The following is a 23,151-nucleotide window of genomic DNA, read 5'->3' as shown; positions in this document are numbered from 1 at the left end:
GATGAGTGTCGTTGTTTATGCGCCTGCTTCTATTGGTAATGTCAGCGTAGGGTTTGATGTGCTGGGTGCTGCTGTTTCACCCATCGATGGTAGTTTGTTGGGAGACCGTGTAAAAGTTGCGAATGGCGGCTCAACATCTTTTCAGCTGGATTGCGTCGGTAGCTTTGTTGATAAGCTGCCTGAAAACCAAGAAGAGAATATCGTTTATCAGTGTTATTTGGTGTTTTGCCGCGAGTTGGAAAAGCGTGGTGAGCCAATTCGCAATGTTGCGATGACACTAGAAAAGAATATGCCAATTGGTTCGGGTCTTGGTTCCAGCGCTTGCTCCATCGTCGCAGCGCTAGATGCGCTGAATAAATTCCATGATGAACCGTTGGACGAAACGTCCTTATTGGCACTAATGGGAGAAATGGAAGCGGCAATTTCAGGCAGCTTGCATTACGACAATGTCGCGCCGTGCTACTTGGGTGGTCTGCAATTGATGGTCGAACAGATGGGGATCATTAGTCAGCAAGTGCCGTGTTTTGATGAATGGTATTGGGTCATGGCCTACCCGGGTATCAAAGTACCGACAGCGGAAGCTCGCGCAATTTTGCCGGCGCAATATCGTCGTCAAGATGTGATAAATCATGGTCGACATCTGGCAGGCTTCATCCATGGCTGTTACTCTGGTCAACCCGAATTAGCGGCAAGTATGATCAAAGATGTCGTGGCAGAGCCATACCGCGAAAAGCTTCTTCCAGGCTTTGCAGAAGCAAGACACTATGCAGAAGACGCGGGAGCATTGGCGACGGGGATTTCGGGCTCAGGCCCGACGCTGTTCAGTATCACCAGTGACAAAGCGGTGGCTGAGCGCGTTGCCAAGTGGCTACAGGAAAATTACGTTCAGAATGAAGAAGGATTTGTCCATATCTGTCGATTGGATTCAACAGGATCGACAGTGACAGGAAGTGAACTATGAAGTTATACAACATCAAAGAAAACGACGAACAGGTCTCGTTCAGTCAGGCTGTAAAACAAGGCCTTGGCCGTAATCAGGGGCTGTTCTTCCCAAGCGAACTCCCAACATTTAATGATATCGATGCTCTGCTGGCGAAAGACTTTGTCAGCCGTAGCAGCGATATTTTGTCTGCCTTTATTGGTGAAGAACTGTCAGCCGACACGGTTCGCCAAATGGTCGATGGCGCATTTCAATTTCCAGCACCAGTTCAGAAAGTAACGGACGCTATCAGTGCATTGGAGTTGTTCCATGGCCCGACGTTAGCGTTCAAAGACTTTGGTGGTCGCTTTATGGCGCAATCACTGGCTGCAGTTTCTGACGGTGGCAAAGTGACCATTCTAACGGCAACGTCAGGTGACACTGGTGCAGCGGTTGCCCATGCGTTTTACGGTATGGAAAACATCAATGTTGTGATCCTGTATCCGAAAGGCAAAATCAGCCCGTTACAAGAAAAGCTCTTTTGTACCTTGGGCGGCAATATCCATACGGTGGCGGTGAGCGGCACATTCGATGATTGTCAGGCGATGGTGAAAAATGCGTTTGATGATGCAGAGCTTAGAAAAGCGATTGGTTTGAACTCGGCCAACTCGATAAACATTAGTCGCTTGATGGCACAAATCTGTTACTACTTCGAAGCCGCTTCCCAACTAACCCAAGAGCAGCGTGAAAATCTGGTTATCTCCGTACCTAGTGGTAACTTCGGTAACTTGACCGCAGGTTTGCTGGCGAAAGCGATTGGTTTGCCAATCAAACGCTTTATTGCCGCTACGAATGTGAACGACACCGTACCACGCTACCTGAAAACCGGTGAATGGACACCAGAGGCAACCATTCCAACATTGTCGAATGCGATGGATGTCAGTCAGCCCAATAACTGGCCGCGCATTGAAGAGCTGTGCAAAATTAAAGGTTGGGGCTTGAATGAGCTAGGCTCAGGCGCAGTGACGGATGAGGAAACGGCAGAAACATTGAAGGCGATGTTTGATGCTGGCTACTTGTGTGAGCCGCACGGCGCGATAGCGTACCGTGTGTTGGAAGAGCAACTTCAAGACGGCGAGTTTGGCCTGTTCCTTTGCACTGCGCATCCTGCGAAATTCAAAGAGTCGGTCGATGAGATATTAGGGCAGGATATTCCACTGCCGGGACCGTTAGCAAAACATGCCACGATGGAATTGCTGTCTGTTGAACAAGATGCAGATTTTGCGCAACTTCGCGAATACCTGATGAAAGTTGCAGGCTAAGCCTGATAGAGAAAAACAAAAAACCGGCCATTGGCCGGTTTTTTTATGCGTACTAACGGTCTGTCGATTACAGAGAGTTAGTGAAAGTACGTGCAATAACGTCGCGTTGCTGTTCAACAGTCAGAGAGTTGAAACGCACAGCGTAGCCTGAAACACGGATAGTTAACTGTGGGTATTTTTCTGGGTGCTTAGCTGCGTCTTCCAGCGTTTCACGCTTAAGAACGTTCACGTTCAGGTGCTGACCGCCTTCGATTTTCGCAGGTACTTCGATCGCGATGTCGCGGCTTTCGTACTCACCCAGATCAGCAGCTGGGATAACTTGGTCTGCTTCGAAACCAGCTTTCGCAGCAACACAACGTGCTTCGTTGGTCTCGCTGTCCAGCAGCCAGATTGAATTCAGTAGGTCGTCGTTAGCGGCTTTAGTAATCTGAATACCAGTGATCATAATTCTTTCCCCTTGATAGGCTTTGATGATTTTAATTATCGAACTTTTGATGAGCTGGGTACTTGTATACCGTATTGTTTTTAAGGTTATTTTGATTTTAGTCAAATTACAACCAAAATATGCAAAATTCAGACAATGAATTTATTGTTCTGAATCAAGAAAATATTAACTATTTGAAATAGTACAATTTGATAACATTTTGAATTATTGTCAAAAATTACATTTGTAATTTTATTACTACAAAATAGCGCGATGGGAAGGCAGTGAAATTCCTGTTTATCGTCAAAGTAAGTAACTTAAAATGTTGTCGGTTACGAAGTGGGAGCAAATTGAGATGAAATATATTGGTGCACATGTATCTGCTGCTGGTGGTGTGGACAAAGCACCTGTTAACGCCGCACAAATCGGGGCCAACGCGTTTGCGCTGTTTACAAAGAATCAGCGGCAGTGGGTGGCAAAGCCACTTGAGAGTCAGACCATCACATCTTTTAAAGCAAATTGTCGTCAGTATGGCTTCGCGCCGGAGGCGATTCTTCCCCATGATTCATACCTCATTAATCTTGGCGCACCGGAAGAAGACAAGTTGCAGAAGTCCCGTGAGGCCTTTTTCGATGAGATGGCGCGTTGTTGTCAACTTGGTTTACCGCTATTGAATTTTCACCCTGGTAGCCATTTAAAGAAGATCAGTGAAGATGCCTGTTTAGCATTGATTGCCGAATCTATTAATCTTGCGCATCAAGAAGTCCCTGATGTGGTGGCCGTGATTGAGAACACGGCAGGGCAAGGTACAAACCTAGGTTGGTCGTTTGAGCAACTCGCAACAATCATTGCGCAAGTGGAGGACAAAATGCGAGTCGGTGTATGTATCGATACTTGCCACGCCTTTGCGGCAGGCTATGATTTGCGCTCCCATAGTGCAGCAGAAGCAACCTTTGCGGAATTCGAAAAGATTGTCGGTTTTCAGTACCTAAGAGGTATGCACTTGAATGACTCCAAAACGCCGTTTGGCTCTCGGGTTGATCGTCATCATGCGCTTGGAGAAGGGGAGATTGGTTTGCCTTGTTTTGAAGTGATCATGCAGGATAAGCGCTTTGACGGTATCCCTCTTGTATTGGAAACCATTCAACCTGAAAAGTGGGCCGATGAGATCCGCCTCCTGCGTCAATTCGAAGTCACAGCATCTTCTTCAATAACCGCGTAGAATCGCGTCCAATTAAACAATAATCGGCAAGTTGGGGCTCACATGACACAAGTAACCACCTGGCAAGATGTGATTGGTCAGGAAAAAGAACAGGATTACTTTAAAGACACGATGACGTTTGTGACTGAAGCGCGCGAACAGGGCAAAGTGATCTACCCGCCAAAAGAAGATGTGTTTAATGCATTTCGCTTTACTGAACTCAGCGATGTGAAGGTCGTCATTTTAGGGCAGGATCCCTATCACGGACCGAATCAGGCACATGGTTTGTGTTTTTCTGTTTTGCCGGGCGTTAAGCCACCGCCTTCTCTCGTGAATATGTACAAAGAGCTGGCTCAGGATATTGAAGGGTTTAGCGTTCCGAGTCATGGCTATTTGAAAAGCTGGGCGGATCAGGGCGTATTGCTGCTAAATACAGTGCTGACGGTAGAGCAGGGCAACGCGCATTCTCATGCGCATTTGGGATGGGAAACGTTTACGGACCGCGTGATTGAGGCGGTTAACCTGCATTGCGAAGGGGTGGTTTTCTTGCTTTGGGGGGCACATGCTCGCAAGAAAGGGCGGGTGATTGACCGTCACCGCCATCATGTACTGGAGGCGCCGCATCCATCCCCTCTTTCTGCACACCGTGGCTTCCTTGGTTGCAAGCACTTCTCTTCAACCAACGCATTGTTATCAAAGATGGGGAAAGTGCCTGTCAATTGGCAACCAGATCTAGACGCTTAACGCTCTCTGGTAGCTTGGTGTCCCCTTTTGAATAGAAAACCCGTGTTCAGTGAAATGGATCGCGGTTTTTTTCTTTGGTGCCGCTTTCTCTAAATAACTGAACAAAAAATGACCAGGCGCAATTCGTCTAAGAATCGGCTGGATAGACTGTTGAAGTTGGAGAATAAAAAATCAAAGGAAGGGAGTCCTATGCTAATCAGTAGCATTCATGAAGATCATAATAATATTAGTAAGTTACTAAAACTTCTTGCTCGCAACCTCACTGCAATTAAAAACGAGAAGACAGTAAACTACAGTCTGATCCGCGATGCCGTTCGTTATTTACAAGAGCATGCGGAAAAATATCACCATCCGAAAGAAGACCTGATTTATCACTACTATGTTGATAAGTATAAAGGTGCGGCAGAGGTGGCTCGTTTAGATGCTGAGCATGACAGTTTAGCCAGCTTAACCGCGGAGTTTGCTGACACAGTTGATATGATTTTGATGGACGCCGTCATTCCATTGGATCTCTTTGCGGAGAAGCTGAACCGATTTGTGCTCTGTCAGCGCGAGCATCTGGAGTTGGAAGAGCACGCTATTTTACCATTGATTGAAAAGCAGCTGACGTCGGAAGATTGGTCTTATCTTCAAACACAATGGGAGTCTGAGCGGAGTGACCCGTTATTTTGGGAGCCGCGTCTCCGACAACTTTATTGAATTGGCTGCGGCGCTGAAGGCCTGAGATAGAGTGGCGTTTAAGACGCTGGAATGAAAAATGACATCGAATTGAAAAACATAAAAGGCACAGGAATGTGCCTTTTTAGATGAGGGTGCGCTATGCAGTGCACCAACAGGTTAAACGAGTGATAGAAACAGAAGGTTAAAAATCAAAGTCACTATCGGTAAAATCACCAGTCATATCGATGTCTTGCAACTCTTTTCTAAGGCGCTGTCTGTCTTTCAGAGCCTCAATTTCTCTCCACTTGCGTTTGACTTGCTTGTTTCGTCCACCGCGTTGTGTTCTGTCTTGATCGAAAATATCTTCGAAGGCAAAGCTATCCATAAATTCACCCCATATTACCGTGCGGTCAGTATTTAAGTATCAAACCTTCCCCAAAATAAAATTGAAGTGTTTCTCATTTGTTACTCTTTAGTGAATTTTTTATGAGAGTGACATCACCGTTTTCAGGGTTCTGGTTGTTTTTCAATCAGCTGGGTGGGGTGCAAATCATCTTTGAGGGATGTTTAGAGTTCATAACAAATTGAAAGGCAACTTGCTGTCATCACAGAATACTTTGTGCGTACATGTTCAATTTAACGCACCGAGAACAAGATAATGTACGTGGTTGGGGTGTTGTTATGTTGTTGGCGTCTTGTGTGTGCGATGTGTTTTTCAACGTGTTTTGGTATTTCGTTTGGACGATAATAGCAACTCAATATGCTTATGGGTTCATATTGATTTTTCAGGCGGCAACCTTCATCATCTCGCGGAATTTTGTGAGCTACGCTCATTAAATCAATACGAAAAATGCACATTTTCGGGGTTTCGGGCACGTTTGCTTGAAATGCCCACATCTTCATTCGCTGGCGATTAAGTCAGTTGCATCTCATCGCACCCTCGATCACCGGGGATTCTTACGTTGCGAGAATGTTTATACGTAAAGAGGGGGACGCGTGGTTAGTCTTATCAATTTTTTGAACGATTTGATATGGGGTTCTGTACTCATATATCTATTGATCGGTGGTGGCATCTTTTTCACGCTACGACTTGGTTTTATTCAACTTCGTCACTTTGGGCATATGTTCAGCGTGATGAGAAACAGCCGTAAATCAGACAGCGAAGGCATTTCTTCTTTTCAAGCACTTTGCACAAGTCTCGCTGCTCGTGTCGGTACCGGTAACATGGCGGGGGTCGCTGTCGCGCTGACCTTAGGGGGGCCGGGTGCAATCTTCTGGATGTGGCTGATCGCGTTTTTGGGTATGGCAACCGCATTTGCCGAAAGCACGCTGGCCCAGCTGTATAAAACCCGAGATGGCGATGGAAATTTCCGTGGCGGGCCGGCCTATTACATGGAGAAAGGCCTTGATATGCGCTGGATGGGTGTCGTCTTTTCCGTCCTGCTTATCATCGCGTTTGGATTGGTTTTTAACTCGGTACAGGCAAATTCAATCACACAGGCTGCCTATGTGGCATTTGGGTTTGACCCGCTGTATGTGGGGATTGCGCTGGTGTTTCTTTCTGCATTCGTGATTTTTGGTGGTATTCGAAAAATTGCGCGTACCGCAGAGTTGATTGTTCCAGTGATGGCCATGCTCTATCTAGCATTGGCGTTCTATGTGATGTTCACGAATCTTGAGAAAGTACCTGATGTACTGGCTTTGATTTTCCGCAGTGCATTTGGCCTAGAAGAAGCAGCATCCGGTGCTTTGGGTTACACCATCGCGCAAGGTATGGTTCAAGGGATTAAGCGTGCCCTGTTTTCTAACGAGGCAGGCATGGGCTCCGCGCCAAATGCAGCGGCAAGTGCAACGCCATATCCACCACATCCAGCATCGCAAGGTTATGTGCAGATGCTCGGTGTATTTGTGGACACCATTGTCATCTGTTCTGCGACCGTCGCCATCATCTTGATTCCCGGTGAGTACATGCCGGGTAGTGAAATCACGGGTATCGAACTGACGCAGCGAGCGCTGACCAACGAAGTGGGCAGCTGGGGCGGCATTTTTATTGCTGTCGCAATCTTCTTTTTCGCGTTTACATCGATCATCGCGAACTATTCGTATGCTGAAACGAACTTGATGTTCTTGGGACATAATTATAAAGCTGGCATCAATATATTCCGCTTTGTGGTCTTGGGTATGGTGATGTTTGGTGCGATGGCGGAACTGCCGGTTGTTTGGATCATGGCGGATACGTCGATGGGCTTGATGGCCATTGTGAATATGATCGCGATACTGTTGCTTTCGGGCACGGTTGTGTATTTGGCTAAGGATTACAACCAACAGTTGAAACGCGGAAAAATACCGTCGTTTAACAGCCGAAACCACCCTGAACTGCTTAATCAGATAGAGCCGGGTGTGTGGGGGAAAGCCGAAGATAAAATGGAACAAACCCGTTAAGCGTATTCGGTAATTTCTATTGCATATATCGGAAAAAGCCATGCCTTCAAGCGTGGCTTTTTTCGTTTGCAATGGTAACCTGAGTACAACTACTTGAAAGGAATGACACTATGCTGATCGTGGTTTCGCCAGCAAAAACGTTGGACTACCAGTCACCTCTGGCAACGGAGCGTTATACCCAACCAATGTTTATTGAGCACTCAAAAGCATTGATTGATGTGTGCAGAACACTAACACCAGCAGACATTGCTGGTTTGATGAAAGTCAGCGATAAAATCGCCGGACTGAATGCTGCGCGCTTTGAAGAATGGTCTATCGAGTTTACGACGGAAAATGCACGCCCGGCAGTCCTAGCTTTTAAAGGTGATGTCTACACGGGACTGAACGCAGAGACGCTGTTTGATGACGATTTTAGCTGGGCGCAAGATCATCTGCGTATGCTGTCAGGCCTTTATGGTTTGTTACGACCGTTGGATTTGATGCAACCATACCGCCTTGAGATGGGTACGCGTCTGGAGAACGACCGAGGCACGAATCTTTACCAATTCTGGGGCGATATCATTACAAATGCACTGAATGAGGCATTGGAAAGCCAAGGCGATGATGTGTTGGTGAACTTGGCTTCGAATGAATACTTCAAGTCAGTGAAGCCTGCCAAGCTGAAAGGTCGCATTATTACGCCTGTTTTCAAAGATCGTAAGAATGGTCAATACAAGGTGATCAGCTTTTTTGCCAAGAAAGCACGCGGCATGATGGCGCGTTATATCATTGATAACCGTATCGACTCAGTAGAAGCGTTGATGGCATTTGATTGTGCAGGTTACGGGTTCTGTGCAGAAGAATCGAATGAGAAAGAACTCGTGTTTAAGCGCGAAGAACAGTAACTCGGGTGCTGATAAGAATTTAAAAAATAAAAGGTTAGCTGAAGCTAACCTTTTTTGTTTATGCCGTGCAACGTTAGGCAGTTGGGTTTACTGGCTCGCCGGGTTTGTCGTCAGAGGTTGACGATTGTTCCTGCGCTCTTCGCGTCAGTCTGTGCTCCCAGTAGTCTGCATTTTTGATACCCAGTTTTACAGGGTCAAAGATGTATTCTTCTACACCTTCTTTTTGCTGACGCTCGTAGTCCTTCAAGGCCTTTAGTGCTGGCTTGCTCAAGAAGAAAATAATCACGATACCCACGATATTTAGCCATGCCATCAAGCCCACACCGATATCGCCCATTGCCCATGCCATACTTGCTGCTTTCACCGTGCCGTAAAATACCGAAGCAATCAGGACGAGTTTAAGAACAAACATCATCCCAGGTACTTTTATGGTGCGGCGAAGGTACGCGATATTGGTTTCTGCGATGTAGTAGTAAGCCAATATCGTGGTGAAGGCGAAGAAGAACAGCGCGAGAGCGATGAAGTTTTTACCCCAGCCTGACATGGTGCTTTCTACAGCCAGTTGCGTAAATACCGGACCGTTTGCACTGATATCTGCGGCCAGATTCTGGATGATAAATGCTTCACCCGGACCATGTACGTTATACGCACCGGTGATGAGGATCATAAATGCGGTGGCTGAACACACCAACAGGGTATCAATGTAGATGGAGAATGACTGAACCAAACCTTGCTGAGCTGGATGTTCAACATTGGCTGCTGCCGCCGCGTGAGGGCCGGTTCCTTGGCCTGCTTCATTTGAGTAGATACCACGTTTTACACCCCACCCAATTGCGGCGCCAAAGCCGGCCATTGGCGAGAAGGCATCACCCACGATAAGTGCGATAATACCCGGGACTTCGGTGATGTTTAGCAAAATGATCACGAATGCGATGATCACGTATGCCAGAGCCATGAAAGGTACGACAATCTGAGTAAAACTCGCGATCCGTTTTACGCCACCAAAAATGATGAAGGCCAGCAAAACAGAGATGAATGCACCTGTGGTAATTTTCGCAACGCTGAATGTACCCAACGCAGTTTCAATCATATCTCCGGAGCCAAATGCGGCTTCGATAGCATTACCGATACTGTTGGATTGCACACCCGGAAGTAGAACACCACATGCAAAGATGGTCGCGATAGCGAAGAGCCATGCATACCATTTCTGGCCCATGGCTTTTTCGATGTAATACGCAGGGCCACCGCGGAACTCACCGTTGTCTTCTTCTTTGTATATCTGCGCCAGTGTGGACTCGGAGTATGCGGTCGCTGCGCCTAAGAACGCGACGATCCACATCCAGAATACCGCACCTGGGCCACCAAACCCGATAGCCGCTGCGACACCAGCAATATTACCGGTACCAACACGGCCTGAGAGTGAAACGGCGAGTGCTTGAAACGATGAAATACCCTTGGAAGAGCTTTTGCCCGAAAAGAGTAGGCGACACATTTCTCTAAATTGTCGTACTTGAACAAAGCGCGTAATGATGGAGTAGAACAAACCTGCACCCAGACACAGATAAATGAGTACTGGACTCCAGATAATATTGTTTAAAAACTCTACAACAGATTGCATTGAAAGATCCTTTTAAAATGAAATATTGGATAGATCATTTAATATCCTGCCGCAGGATAATCTTAATTCGCTACATATTGTTACATCTTTGTGTTGTAAATGTTGCGCTTTGTGATCATGATCTTCAACTGCTAATCATTATGTTTAATAGCATAACTTGCTGCGACTGAGCGCGAAAAACAAAAAAGGAGGCATTATGCCTCCTTTCTGTGTTCTGGTTAGATTATTTAGCTGTTAATCAGTTGTTTTGGCTGCTTTTTTGGCTGCTTTTTTTGCCGATTTCTTTACTTTTCCTTTAACTTCTTTCTTCGACAGCTTTTTCTTTTTCTTCTTAAATTCAGCTTTTTTATGTTTCGGCTTCAAACCATCCACGTAACGTTCTTTTACATCTTCTTTCATATAACGGCAGATACGATCCATCATTTGTTGATCGTGTGCTTCAACGAGTGAAATAGCGTTACCTTTTTTACCCGCGCGAGCGGTGCGGCCGATTCGGTGAAGGTATACGTCGGCTTTGCGCGGTAAGTCAAAGTTGATCACGTGGTCGATGTCAGGCACGTCGATACCGCGTGCAGCAACGTCAGTTGCCAGCAATACGTTGATTTCACCGCTGGTGAATCGTTCTACGGCGTAAGTACGTTTTGCCTGTGCCATTTCGCCTTGTAGCCATGCGCAAGGGATTTTCGCTCTTGTGAGCTCTTCACGCACTGCGGCTAAGCGTTCACGGGTCTTAAAAAAGATGATTGCACGTTCTGCTTGATCGGCAAGGATCGATTTCAGCAAAGCATTTTTATGTGCCATGTCATCACAACGGTAGTACCACTGTGTGATTTTTTTGCGTTCACGACGTGGTGGCTCAGCAACCACTTCAACAGGATCGGTCAGAAGCGTGTTTTTGAAACCATCGATGCCTTTTCCTTCCAGCGTTGCAGAGAAAAGCATACTTTGCTTACGCCAGCGGCACTCGTGTGACAGACGATCAACGGCAGGGCCAAAACCCATGTCGAGCATGCGGTCAGCTTCGTCAAGCACCAAGCTTTCAATGGCGCGACAGTCAAAGCGTTCGCCTTCTACGTACTCCATCAAGCGACCTGGTGTTGCTACCACGATGTCTTGTGTTTTACCCAGAATTTCCGCGTGCTCTTGGTAAGAGATACCACCAGTGATCGTGATAATTTTCAGATCAGTATATTTTGCTAACGCACGGGCTTGATCAGCGACTTGAATCGCCAATTCACGAGTAGGAGTCAGGATCAATGCGCGTGCAGGGCCTGGTCTTTGACGTGGGTAATCCAGCAAGTGTTGCAGCAATGGCAATACAAATGCGGCGGTTTTACCCGTTCCGGTTGGCGCTGAAGCCAGTACATCACGGCCATCCATTCCATGAGGGATAACGTCAGCCTGGATCGCTGTTGGTCGCTCAAAGCCCATGTCATCCACAGCCATTAGCAGTTGAGGATCCAGTTCTAATTCAGCAAAAGTTCGCACGCGTAGTTTCTCCACTCATAGTTAGGGGGCGGATTATACCCAAATTCTCTCAAGATGCACCGCTTAGCGCGATTTACTACCTGTGAAATTGTTTTGATTTCAAGTGAGGCTGTCACATCTTTAGGTAAAAATCCTTCGTTAACGCCACAAATTCTTTCGTGTATGAATTATCTGATTGAATAATAAGCATTTCTTTATCCGTCTCGTTTTTTTTGTTTGCAGATAAAGCAATCAGTTTTCGGTTGACGGGTTTCGTCGGTGTTGTCTTGACATCCACAGTGCGACAGCAAAACAAGTGATGTTGATGACTTTTAGCGATCAACTGGTCTGCTTCATATGAAGGTAATATCAAATAAGCGACGCCATTGCGCGATAGTCGAGACGCCAAGACGTTTAGCAGATCGTCGTGGGACAACGAGTCAGTATGTCTTGCCATTGCTCGGCGCGCATCTTCTGCTTGAAGTCCTGAATTGAAATAGGGCGGATTGCAGATGATGACATCAAAGGTGTCTGTGCTTTTCCATGATTTTACATCTTGATGGGCGACGTAAATGCGTTTCGCCCAAGCAGATTGTTCTGCGTTGTACTTTGCCGCTTTAACAGCATGCAAATCGATATCCAGTGCAGTGATATCAGCGGATGGAAAACGTTGCGCCATCATGAGGGCTAGCAGCCCAGTTCCCGTGCCAATATCGAGAATAGACGCATCTCCGCTTGCGTGAGCCCATGCCCCAAGCAGCACGCCGTCTGTACTGACTGGCATACCACAACCTTTATCTTCAATCGTAAACTGCTTGAATTGAAAGCGTTTATTTGCTTTTTTCACAGAAGACATAACGTGTTAAACCTTAAAATACGGTTAAATATGTTGTTTTAATGTTGTTGTGATTTGGGCTTCTAACTTTTCTAAATGCGGTTAAAGTGAGCAAAGTTAAATTATAATTCCATTTATTTTATTAAAAATAGATTAATCATCTATTTTTAATTGCCCTATTGTCTGAGGGGTGAAACTTCGTCATTATTCTGCTTAATCGGTAAAGCTTAGTAAAAATAACCAAAAGGCTAACCGACTGATTACAGAAATAATATGCAAACACACAAAGGTAGTTCGAAGTGAGAGAGAGTTTAAAGGTTAGCGATATACTCGCGCTAGGGTTTATGACCTTTGCGTTTTTCCTAGGAGCAGGCAACATCATCTTCCCACCGCTGGCAGGTTTCATGGCGGGTGAGCACACCATGTCTGCAATGTTCGGTTTTCTTATTACAGCCGTCGGTCTTCCGCTCATTGGCATCATTGCAGTTGCCGTGGCGGGTGGTGGTTGGAAAGGTCTAACACGAGACCTCCCTGCATCAGTCGCAACACTGATGGCGGTGCTGATCTTCATTATTATTGGTCCAGCTTTTGCGGCACCTCGCGCAGGTCTTGTTGCCTATGAATTAGGCTTTAAGCCTTTCTTGGGTAATGTTGGTCAGTTTGAATTGACCATCTTCTCTATTATTTTCTTTGCTGTGGCAATGTTCTTCTCTTTGTCTCAAGGCAAGCTGATTGACACCATTGGTAAATTGTTGACGCCTGCGTTATTTGCGGCGTTGGCGGTTCTGGCAATTGCTGTGGTGGTTAACCCTCAGGGTGACATCGCCGCTGCACAAGGTGCGTACGTAGACCAAGCGTTTACGACGGGTTTCCTTGAAGGCTACAACACCATGGACACGTTTGCGGCGCTGATGTTTGGTATGCTGATTGTCGACGTGATTCGTAAGAAAGGCATCACGGATCAGGCGAAAACCTGTCAATACCTGATTTACGCGGGCATCATTGCGGCGGCAGGTCTGGCGTTTGTTTATGTGTCTCTGTTCTATCTGGGCGCGACAGCGACAGGTGTTGCCGCAGGCGCAACCAACGGCGGTGCGATTCTGTCTGCTTACGTTTTGGCTTTGTTCGGCCCTGCCGGTCAGATCATTCTGTCTACCATTATTGTGTTGGCGTGTCTGACCACGGTTATCGGCCTTGTATCAGCGTGTTCGGATTATTTCAGCACCCTGACTAAAATCACCTACCGTCAGTGGGTTGTGATTCTGTCAATTGCGTGTGCGGTAGTGGCAAATGTGGGTCTGAACCAGCTGATTGCGATATCAGTACCGGTGCTGTTCGCGCTGTACCCTGTGGCAATTGCATTGATTGCGCTGACTTTCCTGCGTCGTTTTATGCCAAACCCTGCATTAGCGTATCGTGTCGTACTGGGCGTGTCTTTGGTGTTTGCATTGTTTGATGCTGCCAAGGTCGCGGGGGTTGATGTGTCTGCACTGAAAGTGCTGCCGTTATTCAACTATGGAATGGCGTGGTTGTTGCCAACGGTTATCGCGCTGGTTGCGGTACGCTTTGCCGGTCAAAGCAAAGGCGAGTCAAGCCACGCGTAATCGCAAACTCGAATACGAAAAAACCACCGCATGCGGTGGTTTTTTTATACCTGTATGCAGGTATTAGAGCAGTTCTTGGTATTCGACGAGTACCTTCTCGCACCAGCTTGCAATACGCTCGTCGCTCTTGTCGTATTGGCTATCTTCATCCAGTGCCAGACCGACAAACTGGGTGCCGTCTTCGGTCACGGCTTTTGATGCTTCAAAGGTGTAGCCAGCCGTTGGCCAGTAGCCAACAAATTTTAAGCCGGTGGCTAGCAGTTCATCATGCAGCATGCCCATGGCATCAAGATACCATTCAGCGTAACCTTCTTGATCGCCAAGGCCAAACAGGGCTGCCACTTTCCCTTGCAACTGTAAGCCGTTCAGCTCTGACCAAACAGCTTCCCAATCTTCTTGTAGCTCGCCAAAATCCCAAGTGGAAATGCCTAGCAACAGTAGATCGTACTGGTTCATCGTCGTGACGGGGGTTTCTTTGATATTGTGAATATCGACCAGATCGTCACCCAGGATATCGCGAATCTTTTCTGCCGCCATCTCGGTGTAACACGTCGTCGAGCCGTAAAACAAACCTATTTTCATGTCTCAATCCTGCTGTTGCATCTGGCGCGATTCTACCCCTCGACGCTCTCTATCTCTACCCTTTAAGTAACAGGTGATTGGCTGAAAACTCCATCATTTGAAGATTGCCGTGTGCTTCCTCTTTGCATTCTGATAGGGGTGAGGTAGTTTGACGACAGAAAAAATGTACATAAAGAGAGTGAATCGTGGAACAAAACACGGCGTTGGTGGAACAGTTTTTGGATGCAATGTGGATGGAACGAGGTCTGTCTGAAAATACCTTGGCCTCCTACAGAAACGATCTTTTAAAACTGTGTCATTGGCTGGCAGAGAAAAACATACTGTTGATAAAGGTAGCGCCAAATACACTGCAGGATTATCAGCATTGGTTGTTTGACCAGAACTACAAGCAGACCAGTCGTGCGCGTATGCTATCGGCGTTGCGTCGCTTGTTTCAGTATCTCTATCGTGAAAAACAGCGGGAAGATGATCCGACCGCTAATCTGATCAGTCCTAAATTGCCAAAGCGTCTCCCGAAAGATTTGAGCGAAGAGCAGGTAGAAGCATTGCTGGATTCACCTGATGAAGAAGACACGCTCGAACTGCGTGACAAGGCCATGATGGAACTCCTTTATGCAACGGGCTTGCGCGTGACGGAGCTTATCAGCCTGACAACAGAAAATGTCAGCTTGCGCCAAGGGGTGGTTCGCGTGATTGGTAAAGGTGGAAAAGAGCGACTAGTGCCTATGGGTGAGGCGGCGATTGACTGGCTCGAACGGTATCTGGCTCACAGCCGACCTGTGTTGCTGGGAGAGCAAACCTCAGATGTGTTCTTCCCGAGTCGCCGTGGGCGCATGATGACTCGTCAAACGTTCTGGCATCGCATCAAGTTCTATGCGTCATTGGCCAACATTGACAGCGACCTGTTGTCTCCCCACGTGTTGCGCCATGCGTTTGCGACCCATTTATTGAATCACGGCGCAGACTTACGTGTGGTACAAATGCTGTTAGGTCACAGTGACCTGTCTACAACGCAAATTTATACACACGTTGCCACAGAGCGACTAAAACAATTGCATCAGGAGCACCATCCTCGTGCATAATGCAACGCATACAAAAACATTGCCTGAAGCGGGATTTTTTCCTGTTTTTCCGGTCTGAGAAGTTAACCGTTGCCTGCAAAGCCATGCGCTTTGCCCTATTCAGGATGAAAGTAATGATGAAATTCAAACGACTACTCTCCAGTGTCGTCATGGCGTCAGCAATGCTGTCAGTGGGCGCATATGCCGCTGATGGTGCGGACAGAGGTGCGATCTCTGAAGTATTGACGAAATATCGATTGAGCGTGGAATCCGTAGAAAAGTCGCCGCTTGAAGGGATGTATGAAGTTGTCACCAATGGTGGTGTTGTCTATTCCAATAAAGACGGGTCGTATTTCATTTATGGGCAGCTCTTTCATACGACAGACACGGATTCCATCAATATGACGGAGCTTACTCAAGCCAAGCGCAACAAGAAGTTGTTTGAATCGTCAGGCGTTGAGAAAGAGCTGATCGTGTACCCAGCTAAAAATGAAAAATACGTGGTGAATGTATTCACGGATACCACTTGTGGCTACTGCATGAAGCTGCATCGTGAGATGAAGCAATACAACGATTTGGGTATTACCGTACGATATTTAGCGTTCCCTCGTTCAGGTGAGCGCTCGCCAAACATTGGTGAAATGAGTGCAATTTGGTGTGCTGATGACAAAGCGAAAGCGATGGACTTAGCGAAAGCGCGTGAATTCAACGTCGAAACGGATACGTGTACTGACGTTGTGCGTCGCCACATGGCGCTGGGCAGCGCCATGGGCGTCACTGGCACGCCTGCTATTATGCTGGAAGATGGCACCATGTTGGGAGGCTATGTGCCAGCAGATCGTCTGTTGGAAACACTGCAAGCCAAAGGTTAATCCTTCCACTCTATAAAAAAGCGTCGTTTACCGACGCTTTTTTATTTGTGTTGCCAAACCCCAAGCGGGGCTTTCCCTTTGTAAATCGCTCGCTACAATGGTTTTCTCAATCCGCATTCATAATGTCGTCGAGTCATACCGACGTCAGATACAGGTCTTGTCTCCATGATTGAAATTAAACGTCGCCAGCCGTCTATCAACACGGCGCTCCCGAGTTCTATTCCACCGCTACTTCAGCGTATTTATGCAAACCGTGGTATTACCCATGAAGGGGAATTGGAAAGAAGCGCCAAGGGCCTGTTGAGTTACGATGCACTGCACGGCATTGAAAGGGCGGTAGAATTGCTTGCGGAATCGATCGCCAAAGGGCAACGCATTATTATCGTTGGAGATTTCGATGCGGATGGCGCAACAAGTTCGGCCTTGTCAGTGTCTGCACTTCGCATGATGGGATGCACCAATGTCGATTATCTGGTGCCCAACCGTTTTGATGATGGCTACGGCCTAAGTCCTGAGGTCGTGGAACAAGCGGCTGCAAAAGGCGCGGAACTGATCATGACTGTGGATAACGGTGTGTCTTCCATTGAAGGCGTTGCCGCGGCCAAAGCACGCGGAATTCAAGTGGTAGTGACTGACCACCATTTACCAGGACACCAATTGCCGGATGCGGATGCCATGGTCAATCCGAATCTCAATGAGTGTGTATTCCCGTCAAAATCATTGGCAGGTGTGGGCGTCGCGTTTTACCTGATGCTGGCATTGCGTGCGCACCTGCGCGAGTCCGGTTGGTTCGCAACACGTGGCATTGCGGAACCTAATCTTGCCGAATTGCTGGATCTGGTTGCGTTGGGTACGGTGGCCGATGTGGTGTCATTGGATACTAATAACCGCATTTTGGTGCATCAAGGTTTGATGCGCATCCGCGCCGGGAAATGCCGGCCGGGTATTCAGGCCTTAATTGAAGTGGCCAATCGCAACATGTCGACGCTGGTGGCGGGTGATTTTGGTTTTGCGCTTGGGCCTCGCATTAATGCAGCTGGTCGTTTGGATGATATGTCTTTCGGTGTCGAACTATTGATGTGTCAGCACCTTCAGGCAGCACGTCAAATGGCAAGTGAACTGGATGGCCTAAACCAGACGCGAAAAGAAATCGAGCAGGGCATGAAAGAAGAAGCGATGGCGATTTGCGAGCGTCTTCAGTTTGGCGAAGGAACGCGATTGCCTAGCGGACTTGCTATGTTCCAACGCGAGTGGCACCAAGGTGTGATTGGTATTCTTGCTTCACGTATCAAAGACAAATACCACCGTCCAGTTATCGCCTTTGCGGATGGTGGCGATGGGCTGATAAAAGGCTCTGCACGTTCTATTCAAGGTCTTCACATGCGCGATACCCTGGATTTGATAGATACCCAAAACCCAGGGCTGATTCATAAATTCGGCGGTCATGCGATGGCCGCGGGTTTAACCATCGCTGAGACTGACTTTGATCGTTTTTCTCGTCTTTTTGATGACGCAGTACAAAACGTGATCAGTGACGATGAGCTGAAAGGCGTGTTTTTGTCCGATGGTGAGTTATTGCCGACCGAAATCTCGCTGGAGGTCGCGGAAATCCTTAGAAGTGGCGGACCGTGGGGACAAGGTTTTCCTGAACCTTTGTTTGATGGGAAATTTAAACTGCTTCACCAAAAACTGGTGGGTGGTAAGCACTTAAAGATGATGGTTGAGCCGATGATGGGTGGGCAAATGGTGGATGCCATCGCCTTCAATGTTGATCTGCGCCGTTGGCCAGATCCGTCGGTACAAATTGTGGAGTTAGCTTATCGCCTTGATGTGAACGAGTTTCGTGGAAACCGCACGGTTCAATTGATGGTTGAACATATGGTCGCGGTCTGACTTTCTTTACCGAGATACCCGAGCCAGTGTGGAATGAGTACGCATTGGCTCCAAATTTCATCCCTAGCCTGATTTCCACAGATTTCTCCGAAAAATTGCTCTTTGATCCCCATCACACTCTGTTTATTCTGCCCGCAATTGGATAGAATTCGTCGGTTAAAACTCATTCTGAAATTAGAAGTGACCATGTTTGAAATCAATCCGATCAAAAACCGCCTAGCGGACATTGCCGAACGCGCCAATGTCCTTCGGGGGTATCTTTGACTATGACGCTAAGAAAGAGCGTCTAGAAGAAGTTAATGCCGAACTTGAACAACCCGATGTTTGGAACGAACCTGATCGCGCACAAGCGCTAGGTCGCGAGCGTTCTTCGCTTGAAGCTGTAGTAGAAACCATTGACCAACTGGATCAAGGTGGTGGATACATCGCTGACTTGTTAGAGCTGGCCGTTGAAGAAAGCGATCAAGATACCTTTGACGAAATCGAACCAGAGCTAAACGAACTGGAATCTAAGCTAGAAAAGCTGGAATTCCGTCGTATGTTCTCTGGTGATCATGATGGTTCTGATTGCTACATCGACTTGCAAGCAGGTTCGGGGGGTACAGAAGCGCAAGACTGGACATCCATGATGTTGCGCATGTACCTGCGTTGGGCTGATGCCAAAGGCTTCAAAACTGAAGTGATTGAAGTCTCTGCTGGCGATGTGGCCGGATTGAAATCTGCAACGGTACGCGTGAGCGGTGAATACGCTTACGGCTGGTTACGTACAGAAACAGGCGTGCACCGTTTAGTGCGTAAATCACCGTTCGATTCAGGTGGCCGTCGTCATACTTCGTTTGCTTCTGCGTTTATCTATCCAGAAGTAGATGACAACATCGAAATCGACATCAACCCATCAGATCTGCGTATCGATGTATACCGTGCGTCGGGTGCGGGTGGTCAGCACGTCAACACCACAGAATCTGCCGTACGTATTACACACGTGCCAACAAACACTGTGGTGCAGTGTCAGAATGACCGTAGCCAGCACAAAAACAAAGATCAGGCGATGAAGCAGCTTCGCGCAAAACTGTTTGAGCTAGAAATGCACAAGCAAAATGCTGAGAAGCAAGCGAACGAAGATTCGAAGTCTGATATTGGCTGGGGTAGCCAGATCCGTTCATACGTGCTGGATGACTCACGTATCAAAGATTTGCGCACCGGTATCGAAAACCGTAATACCCAAGCGGTACTTGACGGTGATCTCGACAAGTTTATTGAAGCCAGCCTGAAATCTGGTTTGTAATTTTTTACGTTAATCCAAAGGTTCACTATGACTGACCAGTTACAAGACGAAAACAAGCTAATTGCGGAGCGTCGTGCAAAACTGAACCACATTCGTCAAAACTGCAACGCGAATGGCCACCCGAATGATTTTCGTCGTGAGCACACAGCGGCAGACCTTCAGGCTGAATTTGGCGAAAAGAGCAAGGAAGAGCTAGAAGCATTGGATCACAAAGTGACCGTTGCTGGCCGTATCATGGCAAAGCGTGGTCCTTTCCTTGCACTACAAGACGTATCAGGCCGCATTCAAGCATATGCTGCAAAAGACGTTCAAAACGAATTGAAAGAGAAGTTTCACGGCCTCGACATTGGTGACATCATCGGTGTGAAAGGTGCCTTGCACAAATCAGGCAAAGGCGACCTTTACGTGAACATGGAAGAGTACCAGTTGCTGACGAAAGCACTGCGTCCTCTGCCAGAGAAATTCCATGGTCTGACTGATCAGGAAACGCGTTACCGTCAGCGTTATGTGGATCTGATTGTTAACGACGATTCTCGCAACGCGTTTAAAGTCCGCTCTAAGCTGATTTCAGCGATTCGCCGCTACATGGAGTCAAAAGACTTTATGGAAGTTGAAACGCCAATGATGCAAGTGATTCCGGGTGGTGCATCTGCGCGTCCGTTTATCACGCATCATAACGCGTTGGATCAGGAAATGTTCCTGCGTATCGCACCTGAGCTGTACCTGAAGCGTTTGGTTGTGGGCGGTTTTGAGCGTGTGTTCGAAATCAACCGTAACTTCCGTAATGAAGGTCTGTCTCCTCGCCATAACCCAGAATTCACCATGATTGAGTTCTACATGGCGTACGCGGATTACAATGATCTGATTGACCTGACTGAAGACATGCTGCGCACTGTCGCTATCGATGTACTGGGTCACTCTGCAATGCCATACGGCGAGCACACGGTTGAATTCGGTGGCAAGTATGCGCGCATGACCATGCTGGATGCGATTAAGCACTACAACCCAGATCACGCGCAAATCCAAGCGTTGACTGAAGAAGGTGTTCAAGATCGCGACCTGATGGTATCTATCGCGAAATCACTGGAAATCTATGTAGAGAAGTTCTGGACTTGTGGTCAATTGCTGGAAGAAATCTTCGGTGAAACCGCAGAGCCTAAACTGATCCAACCAACCTTCATTACTGGCTACCCAGCAGACATTTCTCCGCTGGCACGTCGTAGCGATGACAACCCGTTCTTCACCGACCGCTTTGAGTTCTTCATCGGTGGCCGTGAAGTGGCGAATGGTTTCTCTGAGCTGAATGATGCAGAAGATCAACATGCGCGCTTTAAAGCACAGGTTGATGCAAAAGAATCGGGTGACGACGAAGCGATGTTCTACGATGCAGACTACATCACTGCACTAGAGCACGGTCTGCCACCAACAGCAGGTCAGGGTATTGGTATCGACCGACTGGCGATGCTGTTCACCAACACGCACACTATCCGTGATGTGATCCTATTCCCAGCGATGCGTCCTCAAAACCCGAAGAACGATTGATTCTGACTCGTTTTTGAGACGTTGCTGAGACATGAAAAACACTGGCTTTGGCCAGTGTTTTTTATACCTGATGAGCGACAAGCAAACGTTTGCTCAAGATCACATTTTTTGCGACGTATTTAACATTTTCGTTTGGCTTTTAGTCCCAAGAACGCATCATGCATCACAATTCCAAGCCGCCTAATGACGATGTAAATGATGCTGAAAAAATCCCTTCTTTCCGCCAGTGTTGCACTGGCTACCATAATGTCTTCTGCTGCATTCGCGGCGGAGAGTGTTGACCTGCTAATTAAAGATGCGACAGTGCTGACCATGAATGCTGATAAGACAGTATTCGAGAATGGCGTTGTTGTGGTGAACGGCAACAAGATTGTTGCCGTGGGTGATGAGTCGCTGGCAGACGAGTATAACGCCAAGACAGTGTTGGACGCTGACGGTGATATCGTGATGCCGGGTTTGATCAACACCCATACTCACGCATCAATGACCGTGTTTCGCTCTCTGGGTGATGATGTGCCAGATCGTCTGCACCGCTACATATTCCCGTTAGAGAAGAAGTTGGTAAGCCGCGACATGGTGCGCATTGGTGCGCAATTGGGCAACGTGGAAATGCTAAAGGGCGGGGTGACCACCTACGCCGATATGTACTACTTCGAAGATGAAGTGGCGAAGACGGTCGATCAAATTGGTATGCGCGCCATTTTGGGTGAGACAGTCATTAAATTCCCTGTAGCGGATGCAGCGAATGCGGAGGAAGGGATTCAATACGCACTGAACTTTATTAAGGAATATAAAAATCACCCGCGTATCACGCCAGCGTTTGCACCACACGCCCCTTACACCAACACCACTGAAGTGCTTCAGAAGATCACTAAACTTTCTTTGGAGCACGACGTGCCTGTGATGATTCACCTGGCGGAGTCCGATCGCGAAAACGAAGTGATTGCAGAGCGCAGTGGCGGTAAATCACCGGTTGAATACATGGCAGAAATTGGTGCGCTAACACCGAACCTAGTCGGTGCTCACGTGATCAATGTGGACGACGAAGATATTGCGCTGCTGAAAGCGCATGATGTGGGTATCGCTCACAACATGAGTGCAAACATCAAATCGGCCAAAGGTGTTTCACCTGCCCTTAAGATGTTTGATGATGGCCTGCGAATCGGTCTGGGTACTGACGGCCCAATGTCGGGGAATACACTAAGTACCGTTGATGAATTCAACCAAGTGGCAAAAGTGCACAAGCTGGTAAACAAAGACCGTGCGGCAATGCCTCCGGTGAAAGTGATTGAGATGGCGACTATTGGTGCAGCACGTGCGCTGCACATGGAAGACAAAATTGGTTCGTTGGAAGCTGGGAAATTGGCTGACATCATTGTTGTTGATACGAAGGCACCGAACATGGTCCCTGTATATAATCCATACTCAGCGCTTGTCTACTCTGCGTATGCGACAAATGTGAAACACTCCATTGTTGATGGTCAGCTTTTGATGCGAAATCGAGACATATTGACCGTAGATGAAGATGCAGTGCGTGAAGAAGCGTTGCAATTTGCAGACAAAGTACGAAAAACCGTGATTGAAAGTGGCGAAGTGATTCAGTAAGTTTTACTTACGCCTGCCTTATAAAAAAGACCGTGTCTTATACTGGTGCGGTTTTCTTTTTCTTGCTCGATACTTAGCCTCACGAAATCGGGTTATAGTCTATGATTTAAGAAAATTTAGAGAGTTTAACTTTTTCTCAATATTGAGAATTTCCATATGCTCTATTGATTGCGTGGGGTCATCCGAATGCA

Annotated in this window: 20 protein-coding genes; 14 read left to right on the top strand and 6 right to left on the bottom strand. The window is 47.4% G+C overall.

Annotation, left to right across the window (positions count from 1 at the left end):
- Window position 1 precedes the first annotated feature (1 nt).
- Both thrB and thrC read left to right on the top strand, forming a co-directional pair.
- Window positions 2-961 (top strand): homoserine kinase, encoded by a 960-nt coding sequence (gene thrB, locus B5D35_RS00555; RefSeq protein ID WP_078750683.1) that lies wholly within the window; start codon window positions 2-4, stop codon window positions 959-961.
- Entirely contained in the window at window positions 958-2,241 is a 1,284-nt protein-coding gene (thrC, locus tag B5D35_RS00550; protein ID WP_078750682.1) for a threonine synthase, read from the top strand. Before thrB ends, thrC begins: the two co-directional genes overlap by 4 nt.
- Window positions 2,242-2,308: 67 nt before the next feature.
- Here the strand turns inward: thrC and grcA are convergent, their stop codons facing one another.
- On the bottom strand, window positions 2,309-2,686 hold the full coding sequence (grcA, locus tag B5D35_RS00545; RefSeq protein ID WP_078750681.1) for an autonomous glycyl radical cofactor GrcA: 378 nt from the start codon (window positions 2,684-2,686) through the stop codon (window positions 2,309-2,311).
- 334 nt (window positions 2,687-3,020) lie between these two features.
- On the opposite strand from grcA, the gene nfo reads away from it, so the two are divergent.
- From nfo to B5D35_RS00530, 3 genes are all read left to right on the top strand, one after another.
- Window positions 3,021-3,887 carry a deoxyribonuclease IV gene (gene nfo / locus B5D35_RS00540; RefSeq protein ID WP_078750680.1) on the top strand — a complete coding sequence of 289 codons (867 nt, stop codon included), beginning with the start codon at window positions 3,021-3,023 and terminating at the stop codon, window positions 3,885-3,887.
- Window positions 3,888-3,929: 42 nt separating this feature from the next.
- The gene (gene ung / locus B5D35_RS00535; protein ID WP_078750679.1) at window positions 3,930-4,610 is read left to right on the top strand and encodes a uracil-DNA glycosylase; all 681 of its coding nucleotides are present in this window, start codon (window positions 3,930-3,932) and stop codon (window positions 4,608-4,610) included.
- A gap of 189 nt (window positions 4,611-4,799) precedes the next feature.
- Window positions 4,800-5,309, top strand: a complete 510-nt coding sequence (locus tag B5D35_RS00530) for a hemerythrin domain-containing protein (RefSeq protein ID WP_101210041.1) — start codon at window positions 4,800-4,802, stop codon at window positions 5,307-5,309.
- 163 nt (window positions 5,310-5,472) lie between these two features.
- Here the strand turns inward: B5D35_RS00530 and B5D35_RS00525 are convergent, their stop codons facing one another.
- Window positions 5,473-5,655, bottom strand: coding sequence for a DUF3545 family protein (locus B5D35_RS00525; protein WP_078750678.1), 183 nt, complete (start codon window positions 5,653-5,655; stop codon window positions 5,473-5,475).
- Window positions 5,656-6,266: 611 nt separating this feature from the next.
- On the opposite strand from B5D35_RS00525, the gene B5D35_RS00515 reads away from it, so the two are divergent.
- Both B5D35_RS00515 and yaaA read left to right on the top strand, forming a co-directional pair.
- On the top strand, window positions 6,267-7,712 hold the full coding sequence (locus B5D35_RS00515; protein WP_078750676.1) for an alanine/glycine:cation symporter family protein: 1,446 nt from the start codon (window positions 6,267-6,269) through the stop codon (window positions 7,710-7,712).
- A 110-nt stretch (window positions 7,713-7,822) separates the two neighbouring features.
- On the top strand, window positions 7,823-8,596 hold the full coding sequence (gene yaaA / locus B5D35_RS00510; RefSeq protein WP_078750675.1) for a peroxide stress protein YaaA: 774 nt from the start codon (window positions 7,823-7,825) through the stop codon (window positions 8,594-8,596).
- Window positions 8,597-8,669: 73 nt separating this feature from the next.
- Here the strand turns inward: yaaA and B5D35_RS00505 are convergent, their stop codons facing one another.
- From B5D35_RS00505 to B5D35_RS00495, 3 genes are all read right to left on the bottom strand, one after another.
- Window positions 8,670-10,214, bottom strand: a complete 1,545-nt coding sequence (locus B5D35_RS00505; protein WP_078750674.1) for an alanine/glycine:cation symporter family protein — start codon at window positions 10,212-10,214, stop codon at window positions 8,670-8,672.
- Between the two features lie 234 nt (window positions 10,215-10,448).
- Window positions 10,449-11,702, bottom strand: a complete 1,254-nt coding sequence (gene srmB / locus B5D35_RS00500) for an ATP-dependent RNA helicase SrmB (RefSeq protein ID WP_078750673.1) — start codon at window positions 11,700-11,702, stop codon at window positions 10,449-10,451.
- 112 nt (window positions 11,703-11,814) lie between these two features.
- The gene (locus B5D35_RS00495) at window positions 11,815-12,537 is read right to left on the bottom strand and encodes a tRNA1(Val) (adenine(37)-N6)-methyltransferase (RefSeq protein WP_078750672.1); all 723 of its coding nucleotides are present in this window, start codon (window positions 12,535-12,537) and stop codon (window positions 11,815-11,817) included.
- Between the two features lie 278 nt (window positions 12,538-12,815).
- On the opposite strand from B5D35_RS00495, the gene brnQ reads away from it, so the two are divergent.
- Window positions 12,816-14,120, top strand: a complete 1,305-nt coding sequence (gene brnQ / locus B5D35_RS00490; RefSeq protein ID WP_078750671.1) for a branched-chain amino acid transport system II carrier protein — start codon at window positions 12,816-12,818, stop codon at window positions 14,118-14,120.
- Between the two features lie 63 nt (window positions 14,121-14,183).
- Here the strand turns inward: brnQ and fldB are convergent, their stop codons facing one another.
- Window positions 14,184-14,702 carry a flavodoxin FldB gene (gene fldB, locus B5D35_RS00485; protein WP_078750670.1) on the bottom strand — a complete coding sequence of 173 codons (519 nt, stop codon included), beginning with the start codon at window positions 14,700-14,702 and terminating at the stop codon, window positions 14,184-14,186.
- Window positions 14,703-14,887: 185 nt separating this feature from the next.
- On the opposite strand from fldB, the gene xerD reads away from it, so the two are divergent.
- The 6 genes from xerD (at window position 14,888) to B5D35_RS00455 (ending at window position 22,960) form a co-directional block, all read left to right on the top strand.
- Window positions 14,888-15,784, top strand: coding sequence for a site-specific tyrosine recombinase XerD (gene xerD / locus B5D35_RS00480; RefSeq protein ID WP_078750669.1), 897 nt, complete (start codon window positions 14,888-14,890; stop codon window positions 15,782-15,784).
- A gap of 116 nt (window positions 15,785-15,900) precedes the next feature.
- On the top strand, window positions 15,901-16,635 hold the full coding sequence (gene dsbC, locus B5D35_RS00475; protein WP_078750729.1) for a bifunctional protein-disulfide isomerase/oxidoreductase DsbC: 735 nt from the start codon (window positions 15,901-15,903) through the stop codon (window positions 16,633-16,635).
- 165 nt (window positions 16,636-16,800) lie between these two features.
- Window positions 16,801-18,528 (top strand): single-stranded-DNA-specific exonuclease RecJ, encoded by a 1,728-nt coding sequence (recJ, locus tag B5D35_RS00470; protein WP_078750668.1) that lies wholly within the window; start codon window positions 16,801-16,803, stop codon window positions 18,526-18,528.
- Window positions 18,529-18,714: 186 nt separating this feature from the next.
- Window positions 18,715-19,813, top strand: a protein-coding gene (gene prfB / locus B5D35_RS00465) for a peptide chain release factor 2 (RefSeq protein WP_101210040.1) whose coding sequence is annotated in 2 segments (ribosomal slippage) — window positions 18,715-18,789 and window positions 18,791-19,813 — 1,098 coding nt in all. Because the reading frame shifts where the segments join, the coding sequence is not laid out codon by codon here.
- A gap of 27 nt (window positions 19,814-19,840) precedes the next feature.
- Window positions 19,841-21,355 carry a lysine--tRNA ligase gene (gene lysS, locus B5D35_RS00460; protein ID WP_078750667.1) on the top strand — a complete coding sequence of 505 codons (1,515 nt, stop codon included), beginning with the start codon at window positions 19,841-19,843 and terminating at the stop codon, window positions 21,353-21,355.
- 195 nt (window positions 21,356-21,550) lie between these two features.
- Window positions 21,551-22,960, top strand: a complete 1,410-nt coding sequence (locus tag B5D35_RS00455; RefSeq protein ID WP_078750666.1) for an amidohydrolase — start codon at window positions 21,551-21,553, stop codon at window positions 22,958-22,960.
- The last annotated feature ends 191 nt before the right edge of the window (window positions 22,961-23,151 follow it).

Source organism: Enterovibrio nigricans DSM 22720, from assembly GCF_900167155.1.
GTDB lineage: Bacteria > Pseudomonadota > Gammaproteobacteria > Enterobacterales > Vibrionaceae > Enterovibrio > Enterovibrio nigricans.
Note: the sequence above shows the minus strand (reverse complement) of the source record. Positions and strands in the feature narration are given on the sequence as shown.

What these genes read in the sequence shown, in the direction of transcription:
- thrB (WP_078750683.1), top strand. Translation starts at nt 2, where the DNA reads ATGAGTGTCGTTGTTTATGCGCCTGCTTCTATTGGTAATGTCAGCGTA.
- thrC (WP_078750682.1), top strand. Translation starts at nt 958, where the DNA reads ATGAAGTTATACAACATCAAAGAAAACGACGAACAGGTCTCGTTCAGT.
- grcA (WP_078750681.1), bottom strand. Translation starts at nt 2,686, where the DNA reads ATGATCACTGGTATTCAGATTACTAAAGCCGCTAACGACGACCTACTG.
- nfo (WP_078750680.1), top strand. Translation starts at nt 3,021, where the DNA reads ATGAAATATATTGGTGCACATGTATCTGCTGCTGGTGGTGTGGACAAA.
- ung (WP_078750679.1), top strand. Translation starts at nt 3,930, where the DNA reads ATGACACAAGTAACCACCTGGCAAGATGTGATTGGTCAGGAAAAAGAA.
- B5D35_RS00530 (WP_101210041.1), top strand. Translation starts at nt 4,800, where the DNA reads ATGCTAATCAGTAGCATTCATGAAGATCATAATAATATTAGTAAGTTA.
- B5D35_RS00525 (WP_078750678.1), bottom strand. Translation starts at nt 5,655, where the DNA reads ATGGATAGCTTTGCCTTCGAAGATATTTTCGATCAAGACAGAACACAA.
- yaaA (WP_078750675.1), top strand. Translation starts at nt 7,823, where the DNA reads ATGCTGATCGTGGTTTCGCCAGCAAAAACGTTGGACTACCAGTCACCT.
- B5D35_RS00505 (WP_078750674.1), bottom strand. Translation starts at nt 10,214, where the DNA reads ATGCAATCTGTTGTAGAGTTTTTAAACAATATTATCTGGAGTCCAGTA.
- B5D35_RS00495 (WP_078750672.1), bottom strand. Translation starts at nt 12,537, where the DNA reads ATGTCTTCTGTGAAAAAAGCAAATAAACGCTTTCAATTCAAGCAGTTT.
- fldB (WP_078750670.1), bottom strand. Translation starts at nt 14,702, where the DNA reads ATGAAAATAGGTTTGTTTTACGGCTCGACGACGTGTTACACCGAGATG.
- dsbC (WP_078750729.1), top strand. Translation starts at nt 15,901, where the DNA reads ATGAAATTCAAACGACTACTCTCCAGTGTCGTCATGGCGTCAGCAATG.
- recJ (WP_078750668.1), top strand. Translation starts at nt 16,801, where the DNA reads ATGATTGAAATTAAACGTCGCCAGCCGTCTATCAACACGGCGCTCCCG.
- lysS (WP_078750667.1), top strand. Translation starts at nt 19,841, where the DNA reads ATGACTGACCAGTTACAAGACGAAAACAAGCTAATTGCGGAGCGTCGT.
- B5D35_RS00455 (WP_078750666.1), top strand. Translation starts at nt 21,551, where the DNA reads ATGATGCTGAAAAAATCCCTTCTTTCCGCCAGTGTTGCACTGGCTACC.